General features: G+C 70.3%; 23 protein-coding genes and 2 pseudogenes. 17 read left to right on the forward strand and 8 right to left on the reverse strand.

Features of this window, described 5'->3' with window-relative positions; genetic code table 11:
- Window positions 1–90: 90 nt before the first annotated feature.
- Window positions 91–2,769, forward strand: a complete 2,679-nt coding sequence (locus tag F0344_RS11600; protein ID WP_185298700.1) for a discoidin domain-containing protein — start codon at window positions 91–93, stop codon at window positions 2,767–2,769.
- A 22-nt stretch (window positions 2,770–2,791) separates the two neighbouring features.
- Here the strand turns inward: F0344_RS11600 and F0344_RS11605 are convergent, their stop codons facing one another.
- Together F0344_RS11605 and F0344_RS11610 are read right to left on the reverse strand one after the other, a co-directional pair.
- Window positions 2,792–3,565 carry an enoyl-CoA hydratase/isomerase family protein gene (locus tag F0344_RS11605; protein ID WP_185298701.1) on the reverse strand — a complete coding sequence of 258 codons (774 nt, stop codon included), beginning with the start codon at window positions 3,563–3,565 and terminating at the stop codon, window positions 2,792–2,794.
- On the reverse strand, window positions 3,562–4,281 hold the full coding sequence (locus tag F0344_RS11610) for an SDR family NAD(P)-dependent oxidoreductase (protein ID WP_185298702.1): 720 nt from the start codon (window positions 4,279–4,281) through the stop codon (window positions 3,562–3,564). The genes F0344_RS11605 and F0344_RS11610 overlap by 4 nt, the downstream gene beginning before the upstream one ends.
- Window positions 4,282–4,661: 380 nt before the next feature.
- On the opposite strand from F0344_RS11610, the gene F0344_RS11615 reads away from it, so the two are divergent.
- The 3 genes from F0344_RS11615 to F0344_RS11625 all read left to right on the forward strand — a co-directional run bounded on the left by F0344_RS11615 (window position 4,662) and on the right by F0344_RS11625 (window position 7,398).
- Window positions 4,662–5,804 carry a 3-oxoacyl-[acyl-carrier-protein] synthase III C-terminal domain-containing protein gene (locus F0344_RS11615; protein WP_185298703.1) on the forward strand — a complete coding sequence of 381 codons (1,143 nt, stop codon included), beginning with the start codon at window positions 4,662–4,664 and terminating at the stop codon, window positions 5,802–5,804.
- 251 nt (window positions 5,805–6,055) lie between these two features.
- Window positions 6,056–6,460 (forward strand): BlaI/MecI/CopY family transcriptional regulator, encoded by a 405-nt coding sequence (locus tag F0344_RS11620; protein ID WP_185298704.1) that lies wholly within the window; start codon window positions 6,056–6,058, stop codon window positions 6,458–6,460.
- Between the two features lie 5 nt (window positions 6,461–6,465).
- Window positions 6,466–7,398, forward strand: a complete 933-nt coding sequence (locus F0344_RS11625; protein WP_185298705.1) for a M56 family metallopeptidase — start codon at window positions 6,466–6,468, stop codon at window positions 7,396–7,398.
- Window positions 7,399–7,420: 22 nt separating this feature from the next.
- On the opposite strand, the gene F0344_RS11630 is transcribed toward F0344_RS11625, so the two are convergent.
- Complete coding sequence (locus tag F0344_RS11630; RefSeq protein ID WP_185298706.1) at window positions 7,421–7,876, reverse strand: tellurite resistance TerB family protein; 456 nt, start codon at window positions 7,874–7,876, stop codon at window positions 7,421–7,423.
- 228 nt (window positions 7,877–8,104) lie between these two features.
- On the opposite strand from F0344_RS11630, the gene F0344_RS11635 reads away from it, so the two are divergent.
- Genes F0344_RS11635 through F0344_RS11645 form a run of 3 tightly spaced genes read left to right on the forward strand, consistent with a single transcriptional unit; the run spans window position 8,105 to window position 11,623 of the window.
- A complete protein-coding gene (locus tag F0344_RS11635) occupies window positions 8,105–10,519 on the forward strand; it encodes a glycoside hydrolase domain-containing protein (protein ID WP_185298707.1) in 2,415 nt (804 codons plus the stop codon).
- 20 nt (window positions 10,520–10,539) lie between these two features.
- A complete protein-coding gene (locus F0344_RS11640) occupies window positions 10,540–10,977 on the forward strand; it encodes a hypothetical protein (protein ID WP_185298708.1) in 438 nt (145 codons plus the stop codon).
- Window positions 10,961–11,623, forward strand: coding sequence for a hypothetical protein (locus F0344_RS11645; protein WP_258049864.1), 663 nt, complete (start codon window positions 10,961–10,963; stop codon window positions 11,621–11,623). Before F0344_RS11640 ends, F0344_RS11645 begins: the two co-directional genes overlap by 17 nt.
- Before the next feature lie 259 nt (window positions 11,624–11,882).
- Here the strand turns inward: F0344_RS11645 and F0344_RS11650 are convergent, their stop codons facing one another.
- Both F0344_RS11650 and F0344_RS11655 read right to left on the reverse strand, forming a co-directional pair.
- Window positions 11,883–12,524, reverse strand: coding sequence for a response regulator (locus tag F0344_RS11650; protein ID WP_185298709.1), 642 nt, complete (start codon window positions 12,522–12,524; stop codon window positions 11,883–11,885).
- The gene (locus tag F0344_RS11655; protein WP_185298710.1) at window positions 12,521–13,768 is read right to left on the reverse strand and encodes a sensor histidine kinase; all 1,248 of its coding nucleotides are present in this window, start codon (window positions 13,766–13,768) and stop codon (window positions 12,521–12,523) included. The genes F0344_RS11650 and F0344_RS11655 overlap by 4 nt, the downstream gene beginning before the upstream one ends.
- A 166-nt stretch (window positions 13,769–13,934) precedes the next feature.
- Between F0344_RS11655 and F0344_RS11660 the strand changes: the two genes are divergently transcribed.
- The 5 genes and pseudogenes from F0344_RS11660 to F0344_RS11680 all read left to right on the forward strand — a co-directional run bounded on the left by F0344_RS11660 (window position 13,935) and on the right by F0344_RS11680 (window position 17,175).
- The gene (locus F0344_RS11660; protein WP_185298711.1) at window positions 13,935–15,014 is read left to right on the forward strand and encodes an ABC transporter permease; all 1,080 of its coding nucleotides are present in this window, start codon (window positions 13,935–13,937) and stop codon (window positions 15,012–15,014) included.
- On the forward strand, window positions 15,011–15,691 hold the full coding sequence (locus F0344_RS11665; RefSeq protein ID WP_185298712.1) for an ABC transporter ATP-binding protein: 681 nt from the start codon (window positions 15,011–15,013) through the stop codon (window positions 15,689–15,691). The genes F0344_RS11660 and F0344_RS11665 overlap by 4 nt, the downstream gene beginning before the upstream one ends.
- Before the next feature lie 235 nt (window positions 15,692–15,926).
- A pseudogene (locus F0344_RS11670) lies at window positions 15,927–16,355 on the forward strand (Uma2 family endonuclease); the annotation flags it as partial.
- Window positions 16,356–16,649: 294 nt separating this feature from the next.
- Window positions 16,650–16,919, forward strand: a complete 270-nt coding sequence (locus F0344_RS11675; protein ID WP_185298714.1) for a type II toxin-antitoxin system Phd/YefM family antitoxin — start codon at window positions 16,650–16,652, stop codon at window positions 16,917–16,919.
- Complete coding sequence (locus F0344_RS11680; RefSeq protein ID WP_185298715.1) at window positions 16,912–17,175, forward strand: type II toxin-antitoxin system RelE family toxin; 264 nt, start codon at window positions 16,912–16,914, stop codon at window positions 17,173–17,175. The genes F0344_RS11675 and F0344_RS11680 overlap by 8 nt, the downstream gene beginning before the upstream one ends.
- Window positions 17,176–17,600: 425 nt before the next feature.
- Here F0344_RS11680 and F0344_RS35670 read toward each other — a convergent pair.
- From F0344_RS35670 to F0344_RS11695, 3 genes and pseudogenes are all read right to left on the reverse strand, one after another.
- Window positions 17,601–17,928: pseudogene (locus F0344_RS35670) on the reverse strand (ATP-binding protein); the annotation flags it as partial.
- A 131-nt stretch (window positions 17,929–18,059) separates the two neighbouring features.
- On the reverse strand, window positions 18,060–19,454 hold the full coding sequence (locus tag F0344_RS11690; RefSeq protein WP_185298717.1) for an SWIM zinc finger family protein: 1,395 nt from the start codon (window positions 19,452–19,454) through the stop codon (window positions 18,060–18,062).
- The gene (locus F0344_RS11695; RefSeq protein ID WP_374940083.1) at window positions 19,451–22,255 is read right to left on the reverse strand and encodes a DEAD/DEAH box helicase; all 2,805 of its coding nucleotides are present in this window, start codon (window positions 22,253–22,255) and stop codon (window positions 19,451–19,453) included. The genes F0344_RS11690 and F0344_RS11695 overlap by 4 nt, the downstream gene beginning before the upstream one ends.
- 733 nt (window positions 22,256–22,988) lie before the next feature.
- Here F0344_RS11695 and F0344_RS11700 point away from each other — a divergent pair.
- The 5 genes from F0344_RS11700 to F0344_RS11720 all read left to right on the forward strand — a co-directional run bounded on the left by F0344_RS11700 (window position 22,989) and on the right by F0344_RS11720 (window position 25,283).
- Window positions 22,989–23,249, forward strand: coding sequence for a type II toxin-antitoxin system Phd/YefM family antitoxin (locus tag F0344_RS11700; RefSeq protein ID WP_138358631.1), 261 nt, complete (start codon window positions 22,989–22,991; stop codon window positions 23,247–23,249).
- Window positions 23,250–23,254: 5 nt separating this feature from the next.
- Window positions 23,255–23,515, forward strand: coding sequence for a Txe/YoeB family addiction module toxin (locus F0344_RS11705; protein WP_308460959.1), 261 nt, complete (start codon window positions 23,255–23,257; stop codon window positions 23,513–23,515).
- Window positions 23,516–24,106: 591 nt separating this feature from the next.
- Window positions 24,107–24,421 (forward strand): CPCC family cysteine-rich protein, encoded by a 315-nt coding sequence (locus F0344_RS36790; protein WP_374940084.1) that lies wholly within the window; start codon window positions 24,107–24,109, stop codon window positions 24,419–24,421.
- Between the two features lie 218 nt (window positions 24,422–24,639).
- Window positions 24,640–24,891, forward strand: coding sequence for a hypothetical protein (locus F0344_RS11715; RefSeq protein ID WP_185298720.1), 252 nt, complete (start codon window positions 24,640–24,642; stop codon window positions 24,889–24,891).
- Entirely contained in the window at window positions 24,891–25,283 is a 393-nt protein-coding gene (locus F0344_RS11720; protein ID WP_185298721.1) for a DNA-binding protein, read from the forward strand. The genes F0344_RS11715 and F0344_RS11720 overlap by 1 nt, the downstream gene beginning before the upstream one ends.
- Window positions 25,284–25,386: the final 103 nt, after the last annotated feature.

The raw sequence follows: 25,386 nt of genomic DNA on the forward strand, positions 1-25,386 counted from the left end.
CGCCGGCCCGGCCCGGGTCCTTCCGAGCACACCGGCCCGCCACGCGCGCCGTGCACACGTCCACGCCGCCGGATTCCCTACCTTCGTACGGTGAGAATCTCGCGCATCTCTCTGCTGACGTCCTTGGTCGCGGGCACTCTGATCGCGCCCCTGCCACCCCTCTCCCACGCGGCCGCCCACCCCACGACACCGCCGGCGGCGGCTGCCTGCGCGCCCCCGCACGGCGGTGACGCCTCCTGGGCGCAGACCTCCACGCGGCTCGGCGAAGCCGACGGGTACGACCCTTACGTCGGCAACGGCTACCTGGGCCACCGCGTGCCCCCGACCGGTGCCGGCTACGCGGCGACCGGCGAGAAGACGGGCTGGCCGCTGTTCACCCCTCGCTACGACGGCGCCTTCGTCTCCGGCCTGTACGCCCGCGACAAGAACACCGCCGAGGGCCGCGACGTGATCGCCGCCCTGCCGAGCTGGACGACGCTCGACGTACGCGTCGGCAAGGAGACCTACGGTTCCGGCACCCCGGCCGGACGCGTCTCGCACTACCGCCAGACGGTCCTCCTGCGCTGCGGAGTGGTCGTCACCTCCCTGCGCTGGACCACGGCCGACGGCCGCGCGACCGACCTGACGTACGAGGTGCTGGCCGACCGTTCCGACGTCCACACCGGTGCCGTACGCCTGCGGATGACCCCGCACTGGGACGGCGAGGCAACCGTGACGGGCCACCTGGACCGGCGTGGGGCGCGCCGGGTCGCGGTGGCCGACGACGGCACCTTCCGCACCCTGGGCAGCCGCACGGCGGGGGCCGTCGCCCAGACGATGCGACGCGGTTCGGGAATCGTCGAGACGCTGCGGCCCCGACCGAAGACCACTACCGCACCACGGGCCACACCCGCACCGCTCGTCACGCCCACACCGAAGGCCACACCCGTGCGCAGCGGGCGCACCTACACCTTCGAGAAGTACGTGGGGATCGACACCGCCCTCACCTCACCCGATCCGCTCGCTTCCGCGCGCTCCGCGGCCGACCGCGCCGCCCGGCGCGGCTGGGCGCGTGTCTACGCGGACAACGCCGCCGCCTGGCGCGAGGCATGGTCCGCCGACATCGCCGTGCCGGGCAGCCCCGAACTCCAGGCATGGCTGCGGGCCGCACGCTACGGGCTGCTGGCCAACACCCGCCCCGGCTCCTCGGACAGCATCGCCCCCGCCGGGCTCACCAGCGACAACTACGCGGGCATGGTGTTCTGGGACGCCGAGACATGGATGTACCCGGGGCTGCTCGCCACCCATCCCGAACTGGCCCGTTCCGTCGTCGAGTACCGCTACCGGACCCGGGACGCGGCCGCCGAGAACGCCCAAAAGCTAGGCTACCGGGGCCTGTTCTACCCCTGGACGAGCGCGAGCGAGGGGCGACTGGACACCGAGTGCCAGAGCTGGGACCCGCCGCACTGCCTGACGCAGAACCACCTCCAGGGCGACATCGCCCTCGCCGTCTGGCAGTACTACCTGGCCACCGGGGACCGCGCCTGGCTGGCCGGGCGCGGCTGGCCGCTGCTGAAGGGCATCGCCGACTTCTGGCAGTCGCGCGCCACCGCGAACGACGACGGCGGTTACTCCGTGAAGAACGTGGCGGGCCCCGACGAGTACAGCAACGGTGTCACCGACGGCGTCTTCACCAACGCCGTCGCCGCCACCGCTCTGCGCCACGCGGCCCGCGCCGCCGAACTGCTCGGCCGCCCGGCGCCCACCGCGTGGAGGCGCCTCGCGGACGGCCTGCGCATCCCGTACGACAAGAAACGGAAGATCTTCCTTCAGTACGCGGGCTACAACGGCTCCACCATCAAACAGGCCGATACCGCCCTGCTGATCTACCCACTGGAGTGGCCGATGGAGCCGGGCGCGGCCGCCGCCACCCTCGACCACTACGCCGCGCGCACCGACCCGGACGGGCCCGCCATGACGGACTCGGTGCACGCCGTCGACGCGGCCACGATCGGGGAACCCGGGTGTGCCACGTACACCTATCTCCAGCGTGCCGTGCGGCCGTTCGTCCGCGGACCGTACGCGCTCTTCTCCGAGGCACGTGGCGAGAAGTCCGGGGCGCAGGACCCGCTCTCCGGCTTCCCCGCCGAGGACTTCCTCACCGGGAAGGGCGGCTTCCTCCAGGTCTTCACGCACGGGCTCACGGGGCTGCGGCTGCGCGAGGACGGGGTGCGGCTCGACCCGATGCTGCCGCCGCAGCTGCGCGAGGGCGTCACACTGACGGGGCTCCGATACCAGGGGCGTACGTACGAAATGGCCATCGGGGCCCGGCGGACCGAGGTCCGGCTCACGTCCGGCGCCCCGTTCACGGTCCACACCCCGGCAGGCCCGCGCCGTCTCTCCGCCACTCTCACCCTGCCCACCCGGCGCCCCGATCTCGCGCCGACGTCCGACGCGGCGCGCTGCCGCCCGGCGACGGCGACCTCCGAGACGCCTGGCCTGTACGCGGCGGCCGCGGTGGACGGCAGTCCGGCGACGGGCTGGGCACCGGACGGGGCGGAGGGCGCGCTGTCCGTGGACCTGGGCCGGGTGTCCGCGATCACCTCCCTCGTACCGCGATGGAGCGACGTACGGCCCGAGTCGCACCGGCTGGACGCCTCGCTCGACGGCAGCCGCTGGCGGCCGTACCGGCCGGGGACGGCCGCCAGATATGTGCGGGTGACGGTGACGTCGGCCGATGCGGAGAAGCCCGCGGGCATCGACGAGCTGACGGTGACGACGGACGGGTGAGACCGTAGACCGCCCCGGAGGGTCAGTGGGCGCAGGAGGTGACGGTTTTTGCCGGTGACGTCTGGAAGCGGCGGAAGTGGTCGGTACGTTCCCCGTCTGCCAGCAGGGGCGCGAACAGAGCGCGCTCCAGGTCGAGTCCGGCCTCCAGCGGGCCGTCCACGCCCTCGTCCATGGCCTGCTTGGCGGCGGCCAGCGCACCGGCCGGACTCGCGGTGTAGCGCAGGGCCCACGCGCGGGCGGTCGGAAGGAGGTCCTCCACCGGGACGACGGCGTCCACGAGCCCGATACGGGCCGCCTCGTCGGCGTGCACCATGCGCCCGGAGAAGATGATGTCCTTGGCCCGGGACAGCCCGATCAGCCGGGGCAGCCGCTGGGTGCCTCCGGCGCCCGGGATCAGGCCCAGCGGTGTCTCGGGAAGGGCGAAGCGGGCGGTGGGCGCACAGACGCGTACGTCGGCGGCCAGGGCGAGTTCGCAGCCCCCGCCGAGGACGAAGCCCTCCATGGCGGCGACGACGGGGACGGGCAGCGCGGCGACCTGCCGGGTCAGACGGCTGATCCGCCCGGCGTACTCGGCCACCTCGTCCGGCCGCAGGGCGCCCATCTCCTTCACATCGCCGCCGGCCGAGAAGTGGCCGTGGGCGCCGGTGAACACCACGGCGCGCAGCCCGTCGTGGGTCTCCAGCTCTCCCAGCGCCAGCTCGGCGGCGAGCTGCTGCGACGTGTCGAAGAGGTTGAGCGGCGGCCGGTCCAGGCAGACCCACGCCACGGTGTCCTCGTAGCTGACGCGCACCGTCACAGGAGTCCTCCGTCGACCTGGACGACCTGCCCGTTGACGTACGAGGCAGCGGGGCTGACCAGGAAGACGGCCGCGTTCACGGCCTCCTGGGGCGTGCCGGCCCGGCCGGCGAGCAGGCGGGGCCAGTACGCCGCCCTCAGCCGTTCGTCCGCGCAGACCGCTGCGCCCATACCCACGGTGAGGATGCCGGGCGACAGACAGTTCACCCGGACCCGGCGGCCGGCGAACTCCACCGCGCAGCAGCGTGTGAACGCCTCGACCGCCGCCTTGGACGCCACGTAGGCGCTCGCGCCGGGGGCGATCCGGCCGGTCATCGCGGAGGACAGGGTCAGGATCGTGCCGCCGCCGCCGCGTTCGAGATGGGGCAGAGCTGCCTGCACGGTGTGGAAGACGCCGTCCACGTTGGTGCTCATCACGTCCCGCCAGTGCTCCGGGCTGAGTCTGCGCACCGTGCCGTTGCGGGTGATGCCGGCATTGGCGACGACGATGTCCACGCCGCCGAACCGGTCGGCGGCCTCTGTCATCAGCCCGTCGACGGAGGCGGGTTCGCGCACATCGGCCGGATGGTAGTGGACGAACTCCCCGTATCTTTTGACGAGTTCACCGGACTGACCCTCTCCTCTGGCGCCGCACACGACCTGCGCACCCGCCTGGAGGAACCCCTCGGCGATGTACCGGCCGAGCCCCGCGGTGCCGCCCGTGACGACCGCGCGCATCCCGGCGAGGACCCCTTCGCCACGCGGGTGTCCAGCCGTCCCGCGTTCCGGAACCGGCGCACCGGCGACATCCGGAATCGAATCAACACTCGGGACGCCCATCGGTCAACCTTCCGTCGTGCCACCTGAACAGCGGTCATCGTGTCACCGGGTTGCCAGCGACTCGCCGTCCTACACGTTCACGTCCGAGTGATTCCAGGACAACCGCCTCGCACGGTCGTACGAGGGGGAGGAAACGGCACCTCTGGGCGGGCCGCCACGGGCGCGCTTCACCCGAATGAGGATGGCTGACTTGGAAGTTGTCGCCCCGGAGGCCGAAAATCAACCAACCCCCAAGCCTGTCGACACTGTCGGCCAACGAACCACGGGATGCCTCTCACATGGATTTCTCCACCTCCGCCGCCGGCACCGATCCTCTCGTCCCTCCGGCGGGAGCCGAGCCGTTCCCGTACGAGATCAGCGGCGCCCACGCGGACCTGGGAACCATCGTCGGCATGGACGACTGGGCCGGTCGGGCCCGCGTCCCCGACCGCCACCGGCCTGGTGGCCACCTGAGCGGCGCGACGCTCACGAAGCTGCTCGGCGTACGGGGCAAGAGCTGGGACCCGGCGCACTTCGCGAGCCTCGACGCGGTCGTCGCGGTCGCCCGGCAGGCTCTGGACCAGGGCGGGCTCGACCCCTCCGACGTCACCGCGGTCGTCCTCGTGACGTGCACGCCCTACCAGGTGATGCTCGACCAGGACGCCTTCGCGCTCATGCGGCGGCTGGGGATCGCCGACCGCGTCCCGCCCGTGCAACTCGGCGCGGGCTGCGGGGGTCTGGCGCGCGCGGCGGCGGTCGTCTCGGCGATGCGCGCCGAGCGCGCCCTCGTCGTCGCGTACAACATCACGAGCCGCGTCAGCACCGGCTCCGACGGCTCGCTGCTCCCCCAGTACGCCGAGAACTCCGCCCACCCGTACGGCAGGAACCTGTGGGCCTCCCCCGCGCTCTTCTCCGACGGAGCCGCGGCCCTGGTCCTGCTCCGTGACGCGGAGGCCGACGGTGTCCTGCTCTACTCCCGCGACAGCCGGTCCTTCGACGGCGGCCCCGCCGTCACCGACCCGCTGATCCACTTCCTGGGCAGCGGCAGCAGCCACCCGGCCGGCACTCCGGGAGCGGACGAGCTCTCCGCGTACGGCATGAACTCACCCGAGATCCGCCGCTACTACAGCACCGGTATGAAGCTCAACCACCAGGTTCTACAGGCCGCCCGCCCCGGCTACCTCAAGGAGATCAGCCGTCTGTACACGCATCAGGCGCACCCCTTCCTCGTCGACGCGTTCCTGGCCGAGACGGACATCCCCGCGGAGAAGGCCCCGGGCAACGCCCGGACGATCGGCAACATCGCCGCCCCTTCCACCATCGCGCTCCTGCACGCCGACCTGCGGGCCGGCGCCCTGACACCCGGCGACCTGGTCTGCCTCTCGGTGGTCGGCTCGGGCCCGGAGCGCGGAGCGTTCCTGGCACGGATGGCCGCGGAATGAGGCGGCGTCAGCTCTTCGGCAGGGAGGCACACCGCGAGCGTCGCGAGCCGGCCGCCGCACTGCTCGCCCCCGACCGGGCCGCGCGCAGTACGGGGTGGAGGACGCCGCTGCACTCGCCGGCCGTGTCCGCCCCGAGTCTGCCGTACCGCCACTGCCGTACCAGGAGCCCTACGGGATACGCAAAATCCACGGGATACGTAGGATGACCACCCCCGACGTCGTGCGGGCACCACGGCGGGCAGGAGCCGGACGTGACAGACCGGAACAAGGACGGCACGGACGAGCAGCCCCGCCGCCGCGGCCAGGGCGAGCTGGAGGCACAGGTGCTGTCCACGCTGTGCCGGGCGCCGGGGCCCGTGACGGCGGCCTGGGTGCAGGAGCGGCTCGGCGGCCACCTCGCGTACACGACGGTGATGACCATCCTGACCCGTCTGCGGGCCAAGGGTGCGGTCGAGCGGCGCCGCGAAGGCCGTTCCTTCCAGTGGACTCCGACCGCGGACGAGGCCGGCCTCGCCGCGCTGCGCATGCGCAAGGTCCTGGACGGGGAGGCGGACCGGGAGGCCGTGCTGACCAGCTTCCTGACGGCCCTGACTCCCGGCGACGAGCAACTGCTGCGCGAGCTGCTGACACAGGCGGCCGACGAGCCGGAGGCGTAGACGGCATGGGTGTCTTCGTCTTCCTGCCTCTGGTACTGCCCCTGACCGCCTGGCCCGTGGCGCGCCTGGCCGCCCATCATCTGCACCCGCGTACCGCGACCCGGCTGCTGTCGGCCGTCGCGGCGGTGCTGGCGGTGTGCAGCACCCTGTGCCTGGCCCTCCTGGTCGTCGTCGGTACCGCCCAGCTGCCGGGCAACCCGCTGCCCGACGGCTGGTCGGACCCGGAAGTGCGTGCCGTGGTGCCGTACGACGAGGTGGCGGGCAAGGTGGCCATACCCGCCCTGGTCGCCGTGCTCGTCGCGTGCGCGAGGGCCGCATGGCGTCATCACCGCGTACGGCGCGGCGTCGAACGCGCCCTGGCGGGGCTGCCCGCCACTCAGGTGGCGGTGCTCCCCGACGACGCGCCGTACGCCTACGCGCTGCCCGGTCGCCCCAGGGGGCGCGTCGTGGTGTCCACGGCCCTGCTGGCGTGCCTGGACGCGGAGGAACGCCGGGCGCTGTTCGCGCACGAGCGCGCCCATCTGGACGGCCTGCACCACCGGTTCCTGCTGACGGTACGGCTGGCGGCACGGGCCAACCCGTTCCTCCGGCCGCTGCGGACCGCCGTCGCCTACACCGCGGAACGGTGGGCGGACGAGGACGCCGCAGGGGCGGTGGGCAGCCGACGGGTGGTGGCGCGCGCGATCGGCAAGGCGGCGCTGGTCTCCCGCGGCGCGCCCGCGGCGACGTTCGCCGGCCTGGCCGCACCGGGACCGGTACCGCGCCGGGTCGCGGCCCTGCTCGCACCGGCCCCGGCCGCCCGGACCTGGCCGCCGGCCTTCACCGCCGCGGGTATGGCGGTCTGGGCCGCCGCGGTCGGCGCGACGGTGTCGGCGCTGTCGTCGGCGAACACGGCGGTCACACTGTTCCTCGTGCTGAGAGCCGCGACGCCGCTGTGAAGTCCCGGTGGGCCGTGGGGCTCTAAAGGTCGAACTCGTGGGGCGGCAGGTCGAGCGTGAAGCAGGCTTCGCGGACGACGGCCTGTTCGGTCTTGTCGAAGTCGCCGTCCGCGCCCCCGATGACGATGCCGATCTGGATGACGGCACGCGCCTCGGCGGGCTTCTTCTTCGCCTTGGCGATCTCCTGGAGCACGCTGACCTTGCCGAACGCGAAGTCGGTGGTGAGCTTGGTCAGGTTCTCGTCGAAGCGACGCCGCAGGTCGTCGGCCGAGAAGTTCTGCAGCACCTCGTTGGTGGCGATGAGCTGGGCGACCCGGGCCCGCTCGGCCGGATCGACGGTGCCGTCGGCAGCCGCGACGAGCGCGCACATCGCCATGCTCGCGTCGCGGAAGGCCCCGCTCTTCAGATCGTTCTTCTTGGAGTTGAGCTGGGTCTGCATCGTCGATGCGGATTCCTTGAGGCGGTCCCACAGTGCCATGCGAACTCCGTACGCGTCAGGGGCGGTCCGGACTGCCGGGAGCGGCCCGGAGCCGCCGTGATCTCTACAGTGATGTCGAAGCTATCAGGGAAGGTCCGGCGGCCCCGGCCCTCGTCGTCCCATCCTGTCCGACGGCACGGAAAGACCGAGCGAAGAGTTCCGGTAACTACCGTCCCGAGTAGGAGCGCCCGAGATCCGGTGCCACTCCCCGCCGAGAAAGGCTCGACGTTGGACGAGAAGGTCCTCGACGCCCAGAAGTGGGTCAACTCCACCTACGGCAGCGTCTCCGGATACGCACGATGCCCCGAGGACGGCCGCACCGGCTGGTCCACCATGAACGCCCTCGTCATGGGCCTCCAGCACGAACTGGGCATCAGCCCGGTGGTCGCCAGCTTCGGCCCGACCACGATGTCCAAGCTCCAGGCGCTCGGTGACATCGGCTTCGGATGGAACAAGAACGCGAACATCGTCCGCATCATCCAGCACGGCCTGTTCTGCAAGGGTTACTGGGGAGCCAACGACTACGGCGGATACGGCGCCGTGACCACCGAGGCGGTCAAGAGCCTCCTCCTCGACATGGGCCTGCCCGACGGCGGCATCGGCACCGCGGGCGGCGTGACCACGCCGAAGATCTTCAAGTGCATCCTGAACATGGACGCCTACACCAGGGTCAGCGGCGGCACCGACGAGATCCGTACGATCCAGCGCTGGCTCAACGGCCGCTACTGGACCAGGGACGCGTACACCATCGGCCCCTGCGACGGGATCTACTCCCGTGACGTGCAGAAGTCCATGATGATCGCCATCCAGTACGAACTCGGCATCGCCTCACCCAACGGCAACTTCGGCCCTTCCACCCAGGCCGGACTGCAGACCAAGAACTTCGGCGAGGGCAGCTCGGGCCTCTGGGTCGAACTGTTCTCCGCGGCTTGCGTGTTCAACTCGCCTGTGCCGACGGGCACCAGCGACGCCGGCACCCCCACCACCTGGCGCAGCAGTTACGACAGCAAGCTGCGCGAGTGGGTCGAGATCTTCCAGAGCTTCTGCAGGCTGGAGGTCACCGGCCGCTCCGACTACCGGACCTGGGCGCAGCTCCTGGTCTCGATGGGCGACCCCGACCGGCCGGCCACGGGCTCCGACACCCGCTTCGAGATCACCGCGTCGCGGGCCCAGTGGCTGCGCAACAACCGGTACGAGGTCGTGGGCCGCTACATCTACGACCCCCCGGGCTCCACCCTGGACAAGGAGATCAAGCCGGGCGAGCTGCAAACGATCTTCAGCAACGGGCTGAGGGTCTTCCCGATCTACCAGGACAACGCCCGCGAACTCGCCGACTTCACCTACAGCCAGGGCTATCAGCACGCGCTGAACGCCCACAAGCTGGCTTCGGACTACGGGTTCAACCGCGGCACCGTCATCTACTTCGCGGTGGACTACGACGCCACCCGTGAGGAGATCGACGCGGCGATCGTGCCGTACTTCCACGGGGTGGCCGCAGGGCTCTCCTACAACGGCAAGCGCTATGTGCACGGTGTGTACGGCTCGCGGAACGTGTGCACCGTGGTCAGCCGGCAGACCGGGGCCCGCTACTCGTTCGTCTCGGGCATGTCCTGGGGCTTCTCCGGCAACCTCGGCTTCCCGATTCCGGCCAACTGGTCCTTCAACCAGATCAAGGAGTTCAAGGTCACCAACGGGTCGGACACCTTCGACCTCGACCGTGACGTGATCTCCGGCATCGACCTCGGCCAGAGCAGCGTGCTGAAGCCGTCCGGTCCGGCGGACGCCTTCATCGACTACGTCCAGCGCCTGTACGACCACGCGGTCGCCTACACCGGGGACCGCGACCCGAACCAGCTGGTGATGGAGTACATCCGGCACAAGGCGTACGGCGGCGGCGACTGGGACCTCCTGATCGGCTCGTACGACTCGGCGTTCGTCGACTACGCCAACAGGCAAGGCATGTCGGTCATGACCGACTTCACCGACCCGTACACCGCGTACGAACTGAACGCCGAGCACCTCATGGCGTCCGCCAACGGGCACCACGTCGCCTGGATGCCGTCCAACCCGCGTTCGGTGAACGAGGGCGATGTCGCGGGCTGGGGCGGGGACCTGCTCACGCTGTACGTCGACTGGCGCCGCGCGAGCGACCAGTACCCCGACGGCCGCAACTTCGTACAGCTGAAGATGGCCAAAGTCGGAGTCGCCTCCAGCTTCGGCTACAACGACCTGATCGAGGACGCCGACGCCTGGCTCCTGGCCAAGGCGGTCCGCGAAGGCAGGACGATCGTCCAGGCCGTCCGCGACCTCTACAACGGGGGCGGTGGCCTGACGCGTTTCAGCCGCTACTGGGACGGGCGCTTCAGCGGCAGTGCCACGGACGCCAAGTTCCTGGCACACAATATTCTCACCGCGGCCGACGACAAGGAGGTCCTGCTGGCCCAAGTCGGCCTGGTGACCGTCCGAGGCGGGATCAAGACGCTCCCGGCCATGCTCGGATACGACGAACTGGAGCCCTTCGAGCAGGGCTTCGTCGACGTACTGCTGGCCCGTACGGGAACCGAACAGCGCCTGCGCGCCACCTACGAAGCGAACCACGAGAAATACATGAAGGCCGCCAGGACCCGCGCGGCCCGCAAGTGAACGAAGGGACCACCCCGTAAGTGAACGCCGTCTCGGCACTGGCCGCCATCGCACTTCCCCCGCTCGTCCTGGCCGTGTTCGTGCTGAGCGCCTGGAAAACCGCACGCGGACTGGCTACGCGCCGCTGGCGGCAGCCCGGGTGGTGGGCGTACCCGCCAGTCGTTCTGCTCGGCATCGGCTGCGGCGTCTGGTTCGTCGGGGCCTTCTCCGGCGGTCTCGACGTCCGGGAGGCCTGCGCCGCTCGCGGTGTCCCGTTCGACGACGCCTACCGGACCGAGCAATGGCGGGAGCCCTCGCAGTGGTTCCCGCTGCACAACAAGTGCAACGCGGATTACGACCTGGTCCCCGCCTGGGTCAACCCCTCTCTCGTCGCCCTCGCGGTGTTGCTCGTCGGCTGTGCCGCGGGTGCCGTCGCGGCGGCGGTCATCGGAAGGAAGCAGAGTGAGAAACACGATTGACCGACGCGGTGTCCTCCTGGCGGGCGCCGCACTCGGGGCCGCCACGGCCCTGACCACCCTTCCCGGCACCGCGTACGCCGCTCCGCCCGAGGGCCGGCGCCGGCCGGGCGGGAAGTCTGCGAACGGCTGGCCCGTACTGGAGGAGGCGGAACTCTTCCGGATCGAGGGGTCGGGCCGCTCCGTACGCCTCGCCGGTGGTGACGCGGCGGTGATCCTGCTGCACGTGGCCCGCCGCTTCCACTACGAGATCGACCAGCTGCGCGACGGCGACGTCACCGGCCATTCCACGACGCACGAGGGCGTCCAGGACTACGAGTCCAACTACCTCTCGGGTACGGCCCTGGCCATCCGCCCGCTGGCGTACCCGGTCGGGGTCAAGGGAGGCCTGTACCCGCACGAACTCGTCGTCGTGCGCGACATCCTCGCGGAGCTGGACGGCGTGGTGAGGTGGGGCGGCGACCTCGCCGTTCCGAAGGAGTCCCACTTCGAGCTCGCGTACGGGCCCGGCCACCCGAAGGTGAAGGGCGTGGCCCGCACGATCCGCGGGTGGCACGCGGGCCCGGGCAACGAGGGCGCCGGCACCGTCGACGCCTTCGACCCGGACCGCCGCAGCAGGTCCCGGGCGTTCGCCCGCCGGGCGGCGTAGCTCCCGAGCCGCGGTCTCATCGGCCGGGTCGTCGACGGCTTCCACGGGGGCCCTCGGCGTGGGAAGGGTGCGGCCGTCACCTCGGTGGCGACCGCACCTCGTCCTGCCGGCCCGGATCAGCCGGCCTCCGGGCTCCCGAGCGGAACGGGCCGCACAGGCTCCGACCCGCGGTGACGCGGTTCACCATCCACGACATCCGCCACCGGTACGGCGATGGCGAAGGGGTCGACCCCACGGGGCAGCGGGTGCCGTCGAGGCCTCAGCGGGTGTCCGAGCGGATGAGGCCCCGGGTGGTGGCGGCGCGGACGGCGGCGGTGCGTGAGTCGACGCCGAGCTTGGTGTAGATGTGCACCAGGTGTGATTTGACGGTGGCCTGGCTGAGGTGGAGTTGTTGGCTGATCTGTTGGTTCGTCAGCCCGTCGGCGACCAGGCCGAGTACCTCGATCTCGCGGGCGCTGAGCGACGCGGCCGGCGAGCGCAGTCGCTCCAGCAGCCGGTCGGCGACAGCCGGGGCGAGCGCGGAGCGGCCTGCTGCGGCAGCCCGAACGGCCTGGGCGAGTTCCTCGGGCGGAGCGTCCTTGAGCAGGTACCCGGTGGCGCCGGCTTCCAGGGCGGGCACGGTGTCAGCATCGGTGTCGTACGTGGTGACGATCAGCACACGCGGTGCTCCCGGGCGGGCGGTGATCGCGGCGGTGGCCTGGGCGCCGTTCATTCCGCGTCCGAACTGAAGGTCCATGAGTACCACGTCGACCTCGATCGCGGCGGCGAGCGCCACCGCCTGTTCGGCGGTGCCCGCCTCGGCGACGACGGTGAAGTCGCGCTCGGTCTCCAGGACCGCGCGCAGCCCGGCCCGGACCACGGGGTGGTCGTCGGCGAGCAGGAGGCGGATGGGGTCGGTCACGGGCTGTCCTTCGGTGGGGCGTCCGGCGGGGGTGTATTCGGCGGCTGGGTGCTTGGCCGCTGGGCACCGGGCAGCAGCACGGCGACGGCGGTGCCCTCGCCGCGGGCGGATTCGATCGAGAGCGTGCCGCCCAGCGCGCGGGCCCTCGAACGCATCGCGGCCAGCCCGAATCCGTCTTCGGCCATCCCGGGGGCGGGGACGGCGGTCGGATCGAAGCCGGTGCCGTCGTCGACGACGTCCAGCGCGACCTCGGTGTCCATGTAGCTCAGGGTCACTTCCGCGTGTGAGGCATCCGCGTGCCGGACGGTGTTGGCCAGTGCGGACTGGGCGATCCGCAGCAGGGCGACCTCGTACGGAACCTGCAGGGTGGTCGGGTCGCCCGAGACGTGGAATCGGACGGGCATGCCGCTGTGCGCCGTGGTGGTTGCGCACAGGCGTTCGAGTGCGGCCGACAGGGAGGAGTCCTCAAGGCCCGGCGGCGTGAGCGCGCGGACGAACCGGCGGGCCTCGGTCAGATTCTCCTGAGCGGCCTGGCGGGCCTGCTCAACGTACTCGCCAGCCGCCTCCGTCCGGTCGGGAAGTGCCCGCTGGGCGGCGCGCAGCAGGAGTTGGATGCTGGAAAGGCTCTGGGCGAGGGTGTCGTGGATCTCCCGGGCCAGTCGCTCGCGCTCGGCAAGTACGCCGGCGGTGTGATGGGCGGCGGACAGATCGGCGCGGGTGGCCGTCAGCTCGTCGATCAGCCGCCTGCGCTCCTCGCTTTCGCGGTACAGCGCCTGGTAGCCCAGCACGGTTGCGGTCGCCACGGCCGCACCCAGTGCCGGGCCTATCACCGCCGCAGAGTTGAAGGCGTGCTGGTGCCAGGTGAAGGCGGTGATGGCTGCGACGGCGGTCAACGTCATGGCGACCAGCCCGGCACGCCGCCCGAGCAGGTGCAGTTCCATGAAGTAGAGCGGGAAGGCCAGCCACACGCCGTCCCGGGTCAGGACCAGCAGCACCACCCAGGCCGCGCCGAGCACCGCGAGCCAGACCACGGCCCCGCTGCGCGAGCGGTGGACCGGGCCAAGTAGCGGCCCGGCCGCGTAGACGGCGGCCATCACCACCGCGGCAGCGGTGACCGCGGCCGGACGGGGAGTGTCACCGGCCACGGCGCGCGCCGCCGCGAGCGCGAGCAGGGCGACAACAAGCAGATGCAGGCAGACCTGCAGCGTTCGGGCGACGGGGGGAAGTGAACGATTGGTCGCCATCAACCCAGGATAGGCACCCAACACCACCCGGGCATCAATCGAAAGGTTGAACGGCAAGTGTGTCCTTCGATGCCAAGGAAACAATCCCCTGCGCGATGCCGGAAGGCAGGCGGTGCGGCGAAAGTGGTGAGCGTTGTGCCACTACTACGGGAGGAGCGCCGACACCGTGTTCGTCGCCTGGAGAGACCTAGGATTCGCCAAGGGGCGGTTCGCCCTGATGGGAACCGTCATCGTCCTGATTACCGTGCTGGTGGGCCTGTTGTCCGGCCTTACTGCCGGACTCGGCAAGCAGAACGTCTCAGCGATCACCGGACTGCCCGCCGACCACCTGGTCCTCTCGGCTCCCGCCGACGGGCAGAAGCTCTCCTTTGCCGACTCCCAGGTCACCCCCGGCCAGTGGAACGGCTGGGCCAAAGCCCCCGGTGTCACCGGCGCCCAGCCGCTGGGCATCACCACCACCAAGGCCGCAGCGGGCGGGCGCACCGCAGCACTGTCCGCCTTCGGAGTACCGGCCGGCTCGAGCCTGGCTCCGCAAGGTGCCCTGATCGCCGAGGGGCACGCGGTGCTGTCCGAGACCGCCGCCAAGGACCTCGGCGTCCGGACCGGGTCGCCCCTGACGCTCGCGGGCCGGACACTGACCGTGGCCGCTGTCGCCGGCGATGCATCCTTCAGTCACACCCCGATCGTCTGGACCAGCCTGGCCGACTGGCAGCAGGTGTCACCCGCGACCAGGAACGGCGAACACGCCACGGTCATCGCTCTCACGACCACCGCCGGCGCCGACCTGTCCGCCACCGACAAGCAGCTCGCCACCAAGACGCTCACCCGGGACGACTCGCTGTCCGCGATCGGCTCCTACACCTCCGAGAACGGCTCGCTTCAGCTGATGCGCGGCTTCCTGTTCGCCATCTCCGCCCTGGTCATCGGCGCCTTCTTCACCGTCTGGACGATCCAGCGCAGCGGCGACGTCGCCGTCCTCAAGGCACTCGGCGCCTCCACCGGGTACCTGCTGCGCGACGCCCTTGCGCAGGCTGTCGTCCTGCTGGTGCTCGGCACCGCCCTCGGTACCGCGATCGCGGCCGGAGTCGGCGCGGCGGTCGGCTCCACCGTGCCCTTCGTCCTCGACGCACCCACCGTCCTGTTCCCTGCCGCCGTGATGATCGCGCTCGGCGCGCTCGGTGCGGCACTGTCCATCCGCCGTATCACCTCCGTCGACCCGCTGACCGCCCTGGGGAGCACCCGATGAGCCTGCACCTCGCCCACATCACCCTCACCTACCCGGACGGCGACAGCCGGCTGACCGCACTGGACGAGGTCACCCTCGACGTGCCCAAGGGCAGCATCACCGCCGTGGTAGGCCCCTCCGGCTCCGGCAAGTCCAGCCTGCTCGCCGTCGCCGCCACCCTGATCACCCCCGACAGCGGACAGGTCGTCATCGACGGCGTCGACACCACCGGCCTGAAACGCACCGAGCTGACCACACTGCGCCGCCACCGGATCGGAATCGTCTTCCAGCAACCCAACCTGCTGCCCTCGCTCACCGCCGCCGAACAGCTCCAGGTGATGGCCCACCTGGACGGCCGCCCCCCGCGCGCAGCCCGCCCCCGGGCGCTCGAACTCCTGGACGCTGTAGGGCTGGCGGATCAGGCCGACCGTCGCCCGAACCAGCTCTCCGGCGGGCAGCGCCAGCGCGTCAACATCGCCCGCGCGCTGATGAACGACCCCACTGTCCTGCTGATCGACGAGCCCACCAGCGCCCTCGACCACGAACGCGGTGCCGCGATCATCGACCTCATCACCGAACTCACCCACCGCAGGGCCACCGCCACCGTCCTGGTCACCCACGACCGCACCCATCTGCGCGCCGTCGACCAGGTCGCCGAGGTCCACGACGGCCGCCTACAAGTGCCGGCTCGTACCTGAGCGAGCACGCGTCCCGTATAGGCGAAAGGCGACGAGCTCCGCGGTGTCGGCGTACTCACGTTTGTGCAGAGGTGCGTACGGATGAAGGTGCAGAGCAAGTATCCGCCCGCTGCGCTCATTGCCATGAGAGAAGATGGGGTGGTGGATCTTCGTTACTCGCCAGGAGCCCGTCGCGGTCCAGCGCGTCCAGCCGCGCTCGCACTGTTGGCTTGCCCCGGCGGGCCAGTGCGGACTTGGCGATGAGGTAACGCCCCTTACGTGGCTGGTGACGGAGCCCGCGTTGGAGTCGGTGGGCCGGGTGGTGGTGTATTGCCGTGTGTCGTCGGGTGATCAGAAGGCGGATCTGCTGGTGACGACGGCCGACTTCGACGGTGACCGCACCTGGTTCGCACCGGATGAAGTACGACTCGCCGTCGAGGTGGTCTCCCCCGAGTCCGCACACCGGGACCGCACGGTAAAGCTCCACGAATACGCAGAGGCCGTGATCCCGCACTACTGGCGCATCGAGGACGAGGACGGAGCACCCATCGTCCACGTCTACGAACTTGACGAGCCAACCGCCACCTATGTACCCGTTGGCATCTTCAGGGGCTCGCTCAACCGTCCGGTGCCCTTCGAGATCAACCTCGACCTGGAGAAGCTCGCTCCACCCCGCCGCGGCTGAGTCAGCACCACGTCAGTACGGAAATGCGGTAGGGGCCGGACTTACCCAAGTCCGGCCCCTCTGACCAGCGTTCTTGACGAAATAGCCAGCTTGCAGTAACCAACCCGCTACACGTTGAAGCGGAACATGCAGCACAGAGCTCCGACCTGCGAAAACAGGGATCCTGGAGATCGTATCCAGCACCAATCCAGCACCGTCGGGAGCATCCAGCACGTCAGGTCGCGCGGTAAAGGACCAGGCGCAATCGACTCCGCGACATTGTGTACACACGGGACACTCGGTACACTTAAGTGCATGACGCAGCCCATGCCCAGAAAGTCCATCCGCGACGTGCGCGCACACTTGGCCGAGGTCGTGGAGCGGGCCGAGCGGGACGACGTACCCACCGTGATCACGCGCCGAGGCAAGGAAGTCGCCGCCGTCGTGTCCATCGAGGTGCTTCGGAAGTACCAGGAGTGGGAAGAGCGCGAGATCAACCGGATCATCGACGAGCGCATGGCGAATCCGGCAGCGGGCATCCCGATCGAGGACATCATGAGGGAGACGCTGGCGCGCAGTGAGTGAGTACCGCACCGTCTTCCGGCCCGAAGCCAAGGCAGAACTCCGCAAGATCCCCCGCGACATGGCGCTCCGGATCCTGGCCAAGCTGACCGAGCTGGAAAGCGACCCCCTCGGCTTCAACACCACCGCCCTCGTGTCCCAGCCGGAACGCCGCCGCCTACGAGTGGGTGACTACCGTGTCGTCTACACGATCGACAACGGCGAACTGGTGGTGTGGGTCGTACACATCGGTCACCGCTCCACCGTGTACGACACCTGATCCTGCGCCGGAAGCGCCCGCGGTCAGCGGAAATCCGCTGGAGGTAGCGGCGCCACTGTCCGTACCGGCCGTGCCGAGCTGTCAGCGACGGCTGCTTTCATGACGCCATGAGCACTGCGTACGAGACCGCTGCCCTCCTCCCCGACCCCGCCGAACTCCGCATCCATTTGCGTGCGTTGGTTGCCCTGGACGCCACGATCAGCGACGATCCGCGGTTCTGCTGCTACACCTACGACGACACCTGGGGCCCCAGCGAGGAAGCGGCCCTGATGGAGAACGGCTCGGGAGACGACTTCTCCGTCCTCTTCACCCCGGCCGGCGTGCTCATACGCGGCTTCGCCCACGAGTCGGAGATGAGTCCGTACGCGACGGACGACGAGCAGGTCTGGCCCAATGTCATCGACGATGTGCCCGCCTCGCGGAGCCCACTCCTGGACGAACCCGCCTTCCACGACGAGGGCGTCGACGCCCCTCGCGTCACCGCCTGCGTGTGGGACGGGTTCGTCGGTGAGGGCGGCCCGGTGTCGATGGAGAGCCGCCAGGTCGTGCCGGTCGAAGGTCTCCACGTCATCAGTGCGGGTCCAGTAGCCACCCACGGCGGGGGCCACGGGCAGCCGGTCGTCGGGCAGTATCCCGGCGAGCCTCGCGGCCGAGCGGTTCGATCGCCCGGCCGCGCCAACTGGTCCAGCTCTCCCGAATCCGCGCCAAGGTCAGATCGCCCCGCCCCCGCTCGATCTCCTCCATGGAGGGACCCTCCACGCATGGCACTAACGACAACGTTACTGACATCGATGTCAGTGGAGCATCGTCGCCAACGTCCCCTCCTGCCGCCCACTCTCGACAGCGCACCGTCCATTCGCCGCACCCGTCCATTCACCCCGAGGTCACTCTGCGCCGAGGGCTCCGTACAGCACCTCGTCGGCGTCGGTGGCCGGCGGGCCCGCCGCCCACCACTGGCCGCGCTCCTTCCGGTACGGGTACCAGCGTCCGTCCGAGCCCCAGCGCAGCTCGACGTCCTCGCCGACCAGCTGCAGGCGGCCACGGGTCCGGCGCGGCCTGGGCGGTCCCGACCGGCCTGGAATCCGTACCTGCAGCAGCCGCTCGCGTGCCGCGGCCTCAGTCTCGGGCGGCGGTACGAGTGTGCCGTCCAGGGCGCTCAGCGCCGCCGGGCCGCCGTAGCGCCAGGCGACGCTCGCCCGGGCGAGCTGGGTGCGGGCCCGGTCCGAGCTGTTCAGCAGGCGGGAGACCACCGGCAGGTCGCCGTCGGCGGCAGCAGCCCGGCGCACGGTGTCGTGCCAGGGGTCGCCGTCCAGCATCAGAAGATCGGCCGCCTGCGTCTGCGCGGCCCCGGCAGCCGCCTTTGTATCGGTGACATCCCGCTGGTCAACCGTCCACACATAGACCGCCGAAGCACGCTGGGCGGCATCGACAGCCAGCAGGTGCAGCGCTTCCGGGGCGACGGACTCGCCCACGAGCAGCACCGGCGTCATCGCCGCGGCCTTGTCCTGGCCCACGACAGGAGCAAGGAGGGGCGCGGGCAGCACCGGCAGTACGGCAGGACCCTCCGCCGCGCGGGCCCGGGCCCGCGTGAACGCCTCGCCTGCCGGGACCCCGGTGGGCCGCGCCGCCCGTACGGCCTCCTCCCGCGCCTCGTCGGCCGCGGACTGCTCCCGCTCGCCATGGCGTACCGAGATCTCGGTGGCTGCCTCGACAAGGTCGCGTCCGCGCAGTATGAGCAGCGCCTCGGCGCGGGTGTCCAGGGCCCGCGCGAACGCGTACGACAGCGCGGCGGCATGCTTGCACGGGTCGCCCCAGTCGGGACAGGAGCAGTGGTAGACGAACGCGTCCGGCGGCGGGACCAGGTCCGTCTCCGCCCGCACCGCGGCATCGACCGCGTGTACGCCGAGCCGACCCTGGGCGAGTTCGAGCAGCAGCTCCCGCCCGGCGGCGGTCCACTCCTCGAAGAGCTTGTCCCACTGCGCCTCGGACAGTTCGGGTACGTGGATCTCGCAGCGGTAGGGGGTACGGCGGCTGCCCTTGACGCGGGCGGCCACCGACCCCGGCCGCACCGTGATCTCGCCGACCGCCCCCTTGCGGGCGTAGGTGCGGGCGCGGGCCAGGCGGCTGTCGTGGCCCGCGGAGAATCCGTACCCGAACGACGTGGAAGGCGTCTGAAGGGAGTCGATCCACTCCTCGCCCCACCAGCTGCTCGCCATCTCCCGCTGCCCGCGCGCCAGTTGCGGCGCCGGGAGGGCGAGGGTACCGGTGCGGCGCCTCATCGGCGGCTCCTGTCGCCGTGGGCGGAGTGCAGGGAGACCAGATCGGCGAGTTCATCGTCGCTCAGGTCGGTGAGGGCGGCCTCGCCCTGCCCGCCCAGCACGGAGTCCGCCAAGTCACGCTTACTACTGAGGAGTTGAGCGATACGGTCCTCCACCGTTCCCTCGGTGATCAGACGGTGGACCTGGACGGGCTGGGTCTGGCCGATGCGGTACGCACGGTCGGTGGCCTGATCCTCCACTGCCGGGTTCCACCACCGGTCGTAGTGGATGACATGCCCGGCGCGGGTGAGATTGAGGCCGGTGCCCGCGGCCTTCAGGGAGAGCAGGAAGACCGGGGCCTCGCCGCGCTGGAAGGCGTCGACCATCTCCCCGCGCCGCTTCACCGGCGTACCGCCGTGCAGATAGAGGGAGTTGATGCCGCGCGCGGTCAGATGGCGTTCGAGGAGGCGGGCCATCTGCGTGTACTGGGTGAACAGCAGCACGGACGCGTCCTCGGCGACGATCACATCGAGGAGCTCGTCGAGGAGTTCCAGTTTACCGCTGCGGCCGGTCAGCCGAGTCGCGTCGGGCTCCTTCAGATACTGGGCGGGATGGTTGCAGATCTGCTTGAGCGCGGTGAGGAGTTTGAGTACGAGACCATGCCGGGCAATGCCCTTCGCCCCCTTGATCGCGGCAAGCGACTCGCGTACCTGCGCCTCGTACAGCACGGTCTGCTCCCTGCTCAGCAGCACCCGCTCATCGGTCTCGGTCTTCGGCGGCAGCTCGGGCGCGATGCCCGGGTCGGCCTTGCGCCGGCGCAGCACAAAGGGGCGGATGAGCCGGCCGAGCCGCTCGGCCGCCGCACTGTCCTCCTCGCCGGTCGCACCACCGCGCGCGGCACGCTCGGCGGCCCGCCCATAACGGTCCCGGAAAGCCTTCAGAGAGCCCAGGAGCCCGGGGGTCCCCCAGTCCAGGAGCGCCCACAGTTCACTGAGGTTGTTCTCCACCGGGGTGCCCGACAGGGCCACGCGCGCCGAACTCGGCAGGGTGCGCAGCGCTTTCGCGGTGGCCCCTGCCGGGTTCTTCACATGCTGCGCCTCGTCCGCGACGAGGAGCCCCCACGGCCCGGCTGCGGCGAGCGCCTGGGCGTCGCGGCGCATGGTGCCGTACGTGGTGAGGACGATCTCGCCCGGTTCGAGGCCGCCCAGATCGCGCCCCGGTCCATGGTGGCGGCGCCAGGGGGTGCCGGGCGCGAACCTGTCGATCTCCCGGCCCCAGTTGCCGAGCAGGGATGCCGGACAGACCACCAGAGCCGGCCTGCCCGCGGTCGCCGGATCCTCCTGGCGTCGCAGATGCAGGGCGATCGTGGTGATCGTCTTCCCCAGGCCCATGTCGTCGGCGAGGCAGGCGCCGAGGCCCAGCCGGGTCACCCGGTCCAGCCAGGCAAGTCCGCGCAGCTGATAGCCGCGCAGAGTGGCGTCCAGAGCGGCGGGCGCGGCCAACTCGGCCTCACCGGCCTGCTCGGGAGCGGCGAGCCGGTCGCGCAGGGCGGCCAGCCATCCTCCTGCCCGTACGGGAACGAGCACGCCGTCGGGGTCCTCCACGCTGCCGGTGAGCGCGGCGCTCAGCGCATCGAGGGCGCCCAGTTCACGGCGGGCGCGGCGCGCCTTGCGCAGCAGATCCGCGTCCACCACGACCCACTGGTCACGCAGTCGCACCAGGGGGCGCCGGGCCTGCGCGAGCCGGTCAAGATCGCCTTGCGTCAGCGTACGGTCGCCGACCGCGAACTCCCAGCGGAAGGAGAGGAGTTGCTCGGGCGAGAAGAACGCTGGGGCCTCGGCGTCCTGGTCGCGTTCGGCCGGCCCCTCGGGCTCGATCACCGCGCGGGCCGTCACCTCTCGCGCCAATTCCCTGGGCAGGTGGACGGCGACCCCGGCGGCCGAAAGCGCGGCCGCCCCGCCTTCGAGAAGTCCGATGAACTCCTCTTCGTCCAGGGCGAGTTCATCCGGATCCGGCAGCGAGAGGATTCGGCGCAGCGGCGGCCACGCAGCGGCGGCCCGGCGCAGGACGTCCGCCACCTGGGCGCGGGTACGCGGACCGAATCCGCCGCTCTCGCCACTGAAGACGTCGGCCGCGTCCGCGAGGAGCAGCGGATCGGCGAGCGAGTGCACCTGCACGACGGCCCGCACCGTCGCGGCGGCGGGGTCCGTGGCGGCGTCGCATCCATCCTCGTCGTACGGATCCTCGTCGTGCGGATCCTCGTCGTGCGGATCCTCGTCGTACGCATCGCCCTCGTGCGCGCGCATCGCGCCGCCCGGCAGTTCGAGCCGCAGCGAGACGCGTACACCGGCATCCCGGCCGTCGGCCACCCGTGCGGCCCACGGCCGCAGCCCCGGCAGATGCTGCACATCCCGCGCAGCGAAGGGCTGCACCCCGGCCGCCGATGACGCGGCAGGGGTACGCGGCAGCAGATCCGCCACCGCGTCCATGAACTCCCTCAACCGGGTGTAAGGATCGGGGAGTTGCAGTGGCGTACGCGCACTCCCATCCCCCGCGGACTCCAGCGCTACGGCATACGCGGCGGGCGGCATGACCTCGGCCAGCGCTCGCACCCAGGTCGCGTCCGCCTCCGCATAAGGGCCAAGCCGCCAGGCATCATGGTCACCGGCGCTGAGCCCCGGCAGCAGCAGCCCGCGCCCCGCCAGGTGCAGGGCGTACAGAGCAGCGTGCCGCCAGCCTGCCGCCGTCTCACCGCACGGCGCATCCGCCTCCACATCCACGGACAAGAGCCAGGGCAGCACCTCGGCCAAGGGTCGCACCACCGCCGACACCATACGCCGACGCGCCCCACGCCCATGCGCGGTAACGATCTCCACGTCCTCGGCCGGCAAACCCACGGGTAGCCGACCGCTCCCCGCGACATGAAACGCCACGCGCCCACCGCGCGGTGGATCCGCCGGCAGAAACACCGCCACACACCCGGACAACACCGACCACTGCTCCCCGGCGAACGCCCGGGACGTAACCCGTTCCCGACCCCCCGCGGACGCAACAGCCGCATGAGCTACGGCAACAGGGGGTACAGCAACACGGGATACCTCGCCACGGGCCGACCCGCGCACGACAGACAGCCGAGGGGCAGGGATCTCGCACCCCGCCTGGTCGTAGTACTGCGTCCGAACCTCATGGCCGTCCTCGTCATCCACGGTCACCACCCGAAATACGGTGGCCATGCGCCGATCCCTTCGCCTGCCGGCAGACGGGTGGCCCACCCGGATCCACCCCGCCCATCTCGGACACGCAAGCGTACCGGGCCCGGTCGCGCCCCCTTGACAATCGCCCAGAGTTGACCCTGGGACACGACGATGTCGACCTCGACATCCAGCATCGTCCCCCAGCCCGCCTCAACGAGGCATCTGATCGAACAGGGCGGCCTGATTGGGTGATCTTGGCTGGGATGAGCAGCCACCCGGCTCTCTGGTACCGAAATCCGTACTGGCAATGTACACTTTTCAGTACCATTCGAGGGCGGCCGGAGCGAAAGAGGCAACAGCAATGACGATCACCGGAACCGAGGCACGGAGGGACTTCTTCCCGTTGCTGAAGAAGGTCAACGACGATCACGCACCGGTGCGGATCGCCTCCAAACAGGGAAACGCCGTCCTCATGGCAGAGTCCGACTACGAAGCGTGGACGGAGACCATGTACCTGCTCGGCAACGCGCGCACCGCCGCTGAGCTGATGGAGTCCGTTGCCGAGCTGGACGCCGGACGCGGCACTGTGCGCGACCTGATCGACCCGGAGGCGGCGGAGTGAAGGTCATGTTCTCCACCCGCGCATGGGAGCAGTACGCGCAGTGGGCCATGACCGACCGGCGCGGCCTCAAGCGCATCAACGTCCTGATCGCGGACATCCAGCGCAACCCCGATGACGGCAACGGCACCGGAAAGCCCGAGATGCTGAAAGGCGCACTCAAGGACTGGCGCTCGCGGCGCATCACCGAGGAACACCGCCTCGTGTACCGGGCGAGTGGTGACGTACTGGAGATCGCCCGCGTCTACGGCCACCACACCGACCGCTAGCGGGTCAGCCCCTCCCCGGATCGCGCACCGTGCGGTACCGCCTTCACGATCGACAGGAATACGGCTTCTCAACACCGAGACGCTGCGCGACTGGATCTGGGCCCGTTTCACCGAAGGTTCCCGTTCCGGTCATCGAGGAGTGGCTCGCGTTCGCAACCACGCACCTCCAACGCCTCGCCGAAACCGCCTCAGCGCCAAAGCTCCCCACGCCGCCCAAACCCGGCGCCGCCGACCTTGAAACCCTTTCTCCGCGGCTGGAGTCCGTACGGGCCCCGCTCGTACTGAGCCCCGCTACGGCTCACAACCCACATATTCTCTCCGAAAACGGGCAAAGCCGGACCCATTACCCGCAACTCACCCAGCACCGGTCCGCGACCCAGCACGGGCGTCCTCGTTCCATCCCAGCACGATCCCAGCACGGGAAAAAACCACGGGCCCGACCTCGAAAGGCCGGGTCCCATCTGACCTGCATGTTTGCCAGATCAGCGACGTGGCGCCATGTCACCCACTACACATTGAAGCGGAACGTCTGCGGCCCGATCCTGACCTGCGGCGGAGCCCCGTCCAGGGCTCTGACCTGGGATTTCCCGGTTGGCATGCGTTGGCTCCCGACGGCCGTTTACGGGTGCCCTGCGGACTGGCTGCGGACTGGCCGGGCAGGAGAGCGACTCCTACCCCTGCCCGTGCTGCGGGAACCGCGTGCTGGACGCGATGCCCGGCTCGTACGAGATCTGCCCCGTCTGCTTCTGGGAGGACGACGGGGTCCAGTTCCGCTGGCCGACCATGGCAGGCGGGGCTAACAAGGTCTCCCTGCCCCCCTTCGAAGCCACCGAAGCGCCGGTCGGCGACAACATCTTCGTCACCCCCACCTGGATCGACCGCACCGGTCTACACCCGGAGAGGTGACCCATGCTGTCCCAGCACCCCGAGGAAATCGCCTACGGCTACGTGATCGAGCGCTACGTGACGAGGAAGAACTCGGACCGCCGACGCTACAGCGAACTGAGCAGCCGTCGTGTCCTGCTGCCCGGGTGGCCACGTGCCGAACGGGCGCCGAGCTGCACGGTCTGCGGGCCACGGCCATTTACACCCGAACCCTTACGACCGCCGGTAGCATCGACACCATGAGCAGTAGTAAGAAGTACTCGATCAGCCTGCCCGAGGATCTCGCCGAGGCCGTACGCACCCACGTCGGCCCCGGCGGCTTCTCCGCCTACGTCGCCGAAGCCCTCGAACAGCGGGTCGCCATGGACAAGCTCCGGGAGATCGTCGCCGACTTCGAGACCGACAATGACGAGCTCACCCGCGAGGAGGTCGAGGCCGCCCGCGCGCTGCTGCGCCATGACCACCGGCAGGTCGGCGGAGCCGCCGCCTGATGCCCGGCACCCTACTGCTCGACAGCGAAGGCCTTTCGAAGCTCTACCGCAAGGACCGCACCGTCATGGCACTGGTCCAAGCGGCATCGGAGGAGGGCGTCCGCGTGGCCACAAGCGCCATGACCACCCTGGAGGCCGACTACGAGCGCATCCATCCCGCTCGCATCAGGTGGGTCCTCTCCCGCGTCGGCGTTCACGACGTCACCAGGGAGATCACCGACCAGGCCGCGGCCCTCCTGCGCACCCACCATATCCACGGCCACAAGTACGCCATCGACGCCGCCTTCGCCGTTATCGCACGCACCTCTCCCCAGCCGGTCACCGTCCTGACCTCCGATCCCGAGGACCTGACACTCCTGTGCGGCTCCACGGTAGAGGTCATCAAAGTCTGAACGCCGATCGCAGTCGTAGCGACCAGACCCGTCACCAACACCTCAGCGCGTTGCGGGACGAGGACTCCGCACGGACAAACACCCGTGTCCGGCCCACCAACAA

Origin of the sequence: Streptomyces finlayi (assembly GCF_014216315.1) — a bacterium.
In the GTDB taxonomy this organism is placed as follows: domain Bacteria; phylum Actinomycetota; class Actinomycetes; order Streptomycetales; family Streptomycetaceae; genus Streptomyces; species Streptomyces finlayi_A.